Annotated in this window: 2 protein-coding genes; both read left to right on the forward strand. The window is 46.8% G+C overall.

The annotated features are described in order from the left end of the window. The coding region (locus Q1A86_RS20920; RefSeq protein ID WP_299811368.1) for a VCBS domain-containing protein at positions 1–2190 on the forward strand (2190 nt) is incomplete at its 5' end. A gap of 246 nt (positions 2191–2436) precedes the next feature. Next, positions 2437–7514: retention module-containing protein (locus Q1A86_RS20925; protein WP_299811371.1), on the forward strand; the 5078-nt coding region annotated here is incomplete at its 3' end.

Here is a 7514-nt window from a genome sequence, read left to right on the forward strand (position 1 = left end):
GTTGATAACAACGGCCTATGGACCTATACCCTAGATAATGACTTAGCCAATAGCCTGTTTGAAGGCCAAGTCGTCGTCCTCACTTACACGGTGCGCGTGACGGACGATTACGGCGCCTATGCAGAGCAAGACGTGACCATTACCCTGATGGGTACCAACGATATTCCCGATCTAACAGCGGAAACATCAGGAGAAGTAACAGAGGATCTCGATGTCGTTAATCAGTTAATCAGTGATAGTGGAGTTCTCAGCTTTACCGACGTGGACACTAATGATACAGCATCTGTCAGCGCTGATTACAATGGAGATATTGCTTGGAGCGGTGGTGATTTAAGCTTAGTGCTAACTCAAGACCAAATAAATCAAATTATAGATGGTTTCTCTGCAGATCAAGACAGCTGGGATTTCAGTGTTTCCAATGATCTAATACAGTTTCTTGGAGTGACTGAGTCAATTAGCTTAAGCTTTGCCGTGACTGTCACTGACACATACGGAGCTTATGACACCGAAAAAGTCACCATTACAATTAACGGTGAAAACGATTCTATTGAGGGTAATTTCACTCAAGAGGTTTGGCTACCAGCATCTCATAACGAAATCACCGATCCCTATTTAAGTGGTTATCCATTACTACTAACTCAACCAACAGATGTTGACGTTAATGATGAAATAACAGTTTCAAATCTACAAATAGAGCTACTAACACCGGGGTTAGATCCTGATGTTGAATTAGGTAACGTTTATTATCTGGCCGACGGCGATATAACACTGTCACTGATTGATTTTAACTCCCCCCCAATACTAAGTGCCTCAGAACTAGAAACCTTAGTATACGTACCAGGAGACAATGGCGATGTTGATTATCAAGTCGATCTTGCTTTCACATTCCAAGTTAACTCTGGAACCGATTCTGTCGATGGCGAGTTTATCATTCATTCAGTCCCAGCTAATGGGTTAGCAGCTCAAACGGTACAGATTGGTGATGGCTCTAGCCCACTGACTTCAGGTAATCCTCAGGAAACAGATTTGGCAATAACAGAGTTGTTTGCTAATGCCCTCAATTCAGATCCAGCTAGTGGTTCATTACTCTTATTTACTGATTTTCAACAGACTCCTGTAAATATCCCGATCCCCATTAACGAGCGAGGTGCCAACACCAATGCTGGTGCCGCCCGAGAAATGGAGGTATCAGCAAGACTGACGATTGGTAATGCCATCTTCGAGGTTATTCCTGATAATGATGGGGATGGTATTGTCACCTGGTCATATGACGCTGACTCAGGACTTATGAAAGCCGAAGTCGATTACTCTGCAATTTTCCTCCTCAATGGCAATGGCGATCCAACCGAGACCTCTTTAGCAGACTACATTATTGCGAACCCTGTCGCAGCTAATGATACTTGGCGCCTAACTTATCTAGATAGTAATGGCGGTAACTTTCAGGCTCGATTTGTTGAAGCCATCTTTACACATGAGCAGATTGCAGATGACTCCATTACCATTATCGGAGCCGACAACATCAACAACCTAATTTTTGGTAGTACCAATACAGATTCTTTAACTGGCGCGAATTTAGATGACCGTATTTTTGGTAGAGACGGTAATGACATAGTAAAAGGGTTAGCAGGCAATGATGAACTCGTTGGTGGCTCTGGCAATGACAATATTGAAGGAGGAGAAGGTAATGACTTTGTCATCGGTGGTATAGGAGATGATCTGCTAGACGGAGGCGTAGGTAGAGATTACATATCTGGTGGCCAAGGAAACGATAGCCTTAATGGAGGCGAATTAAATGGTAGCGATGACGGTGAACGAGATTTCTTCGTTTGGGAACTTGATACTGCTGATGGCAGTACCGATACCGTATATAACTTCAATCATGATATTGATGTTTTAGATCTCTCCGATCTTCTTATTAATGAAGAGAATGGAAACCTAGAAGACTTCCTCTCTTTCACCTTCCAAGGAGGTAGTACAACAATAACTATCGATGCGGATGGGCTAGGAACCGGGACAGGCAGCGTGATGATTGTTCTTGACGGTGTAGATCTATCTAGTATTTATGCATCAACTGATGCAAATGTCATTATTACTGAACTTATTAATGATGAAGCATTAATTGTTGATCCAAACACCACGCCGTTTGTTCCTCCTTACGAACAAGCTGATGATGGCCTCAACATACCTTGATAATCAGTCGAAAGTTTCTATATACCGACTAAATTAGTCGATACTAAAACAAAGGCCACTATATCTAGTGGTCTTTGCCTTATTTTCCTCCTCCTTCGCTGGCACCTCGACTTTAACACTTTCATAAAAACCATGAACAAAGTGTCAATAAATTGACCAAGCGCACCCACTCCGATAACATTGCGCAACACGAGGTAACTTTAATTTCGCATTTGCAACAGTTTGTCTTTTGCAGGGAGCATGGCAATGAAATCGATCATCACAACACAAGCTGGACATATTCAAAACCTAAATGGCATGGTGACCGCTAATATTAACGGCAACCTTAAGCAGCTTAGTGAAGGTGAATTAGTTCCTGCCGGGACCAACATATCGATAGCGGAAGATAGTTATATCGAAATATTATTGGACGATGGTAGCTCTCTTTCATCCTCGTCAGATGACAATAACGAGTTGTTAAAAACCAATTCGACCTCCGCTAATACCTCTCCATCCGCAGAAGACGAAGCCTTAAGTGAAATCGAAGAAATTCAAGCGTTAATCGCCTCTGGTGAAGATCCTACCGACGGACCAGATACAGCTGCGGGTAACCAAGCTGGAAATGAAGGCGGTTCAAGCCATGTTTCAATTGCTCGTGGTGGTGCGGAAACCCTAGCCAATGCTGGCCACGATACAGCTGGACAAATTACATCACCATTAGTTGCCAACCTATCGTTAAATGGCACTAATACAGATATAGATGTAGACACAGATGCAGCTATAGACAGCTCTATTCAAACAGCTCAGCTTACCGATAACTTTGTGAACGGCGTTGCCTACACGACATCGTCTGGCCTTACTGGATTTACCGGAGATTCAGGATCAGATGGCTCCTTTAGTTACCGTGAAGGCGATACTATTACCTTCACCATAGGTAATGTCACTATAGCGAACTTTAGTGCCGATTCGATTCAAGGAACAATCTTATTTTTACAAGATATAGCAGGCACTTCACTAGCCGATAGCAACCTCAATTACGTAGAAAACATGGCTATTTTTCTACAGGCACTCGATAACGATCTTTCCGATGGTACTGATGACGGGATCTTGCAAACCAATAGCCTGAACAATCTCGATGCAAGCTATGGTTCAAACATCAACATATCTACTTCGATCCATGATGCATTAAGCAATTACATCGACCCAACCACTGGCGAGCCACTCAATATTGCCACGGCGGGTAAAGAGATGCTATCTCAAGTACTAGCACAACTTGGGATTGAGTTTACTCGTGATTCAGAGCGCTCTGTAGACGAACAAAATGTTTTCGAAAGCCTAGCCATGGGTCACGTTGCCGATACCATTGAAGAGCTAGCGGGCGATCGAGCCCCTGACGCTGCAGACGAAAGAACCGTTGACGTGCTTGAAGTACCTGGTGGTCTAGTCACGTATAATTATAACGAGCTAGATGGACAAATTACTTTTTCAGCAGAAGACTTACTTAAAGGCGCCACAGCTCACCAAGTTATTACCGAAAACTTAGTCGTAAAAAATGTACGTTTAAGTGCTGACTTTGAAGATATCGGAACCTTAGTTGACTTAGGAGACGGAAACTACGCCATCATCTTGAATGACGGCGTAGACCAATATGACCTAGAGGGACTAACGCTCGATTATCGTGTTGAAGATTGGACCGCATTTAGAGAAGTAACCTCATCGACTCAAGATCAATTCAAGTCACACCTATCAGCTGACATTCCAGATGTTTCTGAAGGCGATGGCTTCAATCAGTTCACAATCAACAGCGAACTTGTATTTGAAGAAGACTCCTTATTAGAAATCACTTTTACCAGCGAACTTCTAAGCGAACAATTAGGCATTCCTATTGCTGAGTACGCCGATGATTATACGGTTCCAATCCAGTATTCAAATGATGGTGGCTTAACTTGGCAGGCAATGACCGTCACCTCTATCGACTATAGCGGCAGCATTCCTCGACCAGTATTTGGCTTTGAATTATCAGCTGGAAATAGCAGCGTGATGATCCGCGTACCTATTTTTGACGACGCAAAAATCGAGCCGACTGAATACTTTAGAGCGACAGTCACAGGCGAGAACGTTTACGATGAACTTCTGCAATTTGCCATTTTTGATAATGATGCAGCAGGCAGTGATCTACCGCTGATTAACATAGACTATGCTATCGCAGTCGAAGGCATGGAAAACGCGGTATTTACCCTAAGCTTGAGTGAGCCAAGCGACGAAATTATTACCGTGAATTACTCTAGTGAAGAGCTATCGGCACTCTTTGGTGAAGACTTTATCGAAGTTTCAGGCACGGTGACTTTCCTCCCAGGACAAACCACGGCGTTTATTACAGTGCCAATTGTCGATGATCTCATTGTAGAAAATCCAAACCCTGAGTTTGCCCTAATCAATCTGTCCGAACCAACCAACGCACAGCTAGCTGACTCACAGGGTACCTTACGTATTTTCGATAACGACAGCCCAGCAAATGCGGATGTCAGCATCGATCTAGATCCAATTACCGGTGATAACCTAATTACCAGTGACGAAGGCCAGCAAAGCATAACCATTACAGGTACCGTCAACGCAGATGCCGCAATCACCATAGGCATCATTGTCATCACCATAAACGGCACTGACTACCAAACTCTCATGAACGAAGATGGTAGTTTCTCAATAACGGTGGAAGGCTCTGAGCTGTTACTAGATGCAGACACTGTGGTTGACGCTGTTGTTCATGGCTTTGGCCATAACGGTGAACGCGGCCAAGCATCTACGACTGAAGACTACGACTTAATGAGTCTCATCCAAGATGACACTCAGACGATTAATGAAGATACAGTTGCAATTGGCAACGTTCTAGATAACGACTCAGACCTAGATGATGAGCTAACTGTCGGCTCCTTTGAAGTCGAAGGCTTAGAGTATCCAGCTGGGAGCAAGGTTGAAATTGAAGGTGGCGAACTAGTTATCAACTCAGATGGTAGCTATACATTCACGCCAAGTGATAACTGGAACGGTGAAGTTCCTGTTATTACCTACACCACCAATACAGGTGAAACAGCAACGCTAACGCTTGAAGTTAAACCAGTTGACGATCCAACCATTGCACGTAATGACACCAATACGGTTGAAGAAGATACTCCAGCAACAGGCAACGTACTCACTAATGACACTGATGTAGATAACGAATTAACCGTTACTGAATACAGCGTTAGCGGTAATACCTACACTGCAGGTGAGTCAGCAGAAATAGAAGGTGGCATAATCGTCATCAATGAAGATGGCTCTTACACCTTCACACCATTCAACAACTGGAACGGTGAAGTCCCTGTTATTACCTACACTACCAATACAGGTGAGAGTGCGACACTGACACTTGAAGTGACACCAGTCGGTGACAGCTACACCGATGCCGATGAGACCCACAGCGTCAATGAAGATGCCTCGATCACCGACAGCGTGCTCACCGGCACCAGCAGTGTCGATGGTCCTGTGACCGTCACCAGCTTTACCATTGGCGATGACGCCACGGTCTACAGCGCCGATGGCTCTGTGATCACCATTGCTGGTGTCGGCAGCTTTAGCCTCGACAGCAACGGCAGCTACACCTTTACTCCTGTCGCCGACTACAATGGCGATGTACCGGCTATCCACTATGTCACCACCGATGGCGATACCACCGACAGCTCGACCTTGACCATCAACATCAATGCGCAGAACGACAGCTACACCGATGCCGATGAGACCCACAGCGTCAATGAAGATGCCTCGATCACCGACAGCGTATTAACCGGTACCAGCAGTGTCGATGGTCCTGTGACCATCACCAGCTTTACCATTGGCGATGACGCCACGGTCTACAGCGCCGATGGCTCTGTGATCACCATTGCTGGTGTCGGCAGCTTTAGCCTCGACAGCAACGGCAGCTACACCTTTACTCCTGTCGCCAACTACAATGGCGATGTACCGGCTATCCACTATGTCACCACCGATGGTGATACCACCGACAGCTCGACCTTGACCATCAACATCAATGCGCAGAACGACAGCTACACCGATGCCGATGAGACTCACAGCGTCAATGAAGATGGCTCGATCACCGACAGCGTGCTCACCGGCACCAGCAGTGTCGATGGTCCAGTCACCATCACCAGCTTTACCATTGGCGATGACGCCACGGTCTACAGCGCCGATGGCTCTGTGATCACCATTGCTGGTGTCGGCAGCTTTAGCCTCGACAGCAACGGCAGCTACACCTTTACTCCTGTCGCCAACTACAATGGCGATGTACCGGCGATCCACTATGTCACCACCGATGGCGATACCACCGACAGCTCGACCTTGACCATCAACATCAATGCGCAGGATGACAGCTACACCGATGCCGATGAGACCCACAGCGTCAATGAAGATGGCTCGATCACCGACAGCGTGCTCACCGGCACCAGCAGTGTCGATGGTCCAGTCACCATCACCAGCTTTACCATTGGCGATGACGCCACGGTTTACAGCGCCGATGGCTCTGTGATCACCATTGCTGGGATTGGTAGCTTTAGCCTCGACAGCGATGGCAGCTACACCTTTACTCCTGTCGCCAACTACAATGGCGATGTACCGGCTATCCACTATGTCACCACCGATGGTGATACCACCGACAGCTCGACCTTGACCATCAACATCAATGCGCAGGATGACAGCTACACCGATGCCGATGAGACCCACAGCGTCAATGAAGATGGCTCGATCACCGACAGCGTGCTCACCGGCACCAGCAGTGTCGATGGTCCAGTCACCGTCACCAGCTTTACCATTGGCGATGACGCCACGGTTTACAGCGCCGATGGCTCTGTGATCACCATTGCTGGGATTGGCAGCTTTAGCCTCGACAGCAACGGCAGCTACACCTTTACTCCAGTCGCCGACTACAATGGCGATGTACCGGCTATCCACTATGTCACCACTGACGGCGATACCACCGACAGCTCGACCTTGACCATCAACATCAATGCGCAGGATGACAGCTACACCGATGCCGATGAGACCCACAGCGTCAATGAAGATGGCTCGATCACCGACAGCGTGCTCACCGGCACCAGCAGTGTTGATGGTCCAGTCACCGTCACCAGCTTTACCATTGGCGATGACGCCACGGTTTACAGCGCCGATGGCTCTGTGATCACCATTGCTGGGATTGGCAGCTTTAGCCTCGACAGCAACGGCAGCTACACCTTTACTCCAGTCGCCGACTACAATGGCGATGTACCGGCTATCCACTATGTCACCACCGATGGTGATACCACCGACAGCTCGACCTT

Origin of the sequence: uncultured Shewanella sp. (genome assembly GCF_947497935.1) — a bacterium.
Lineage (GTDB): Bacteria > Pseudomonadota > Gammaproteobacteria > Enterobacterales > Shewanellaceae > Shewanella.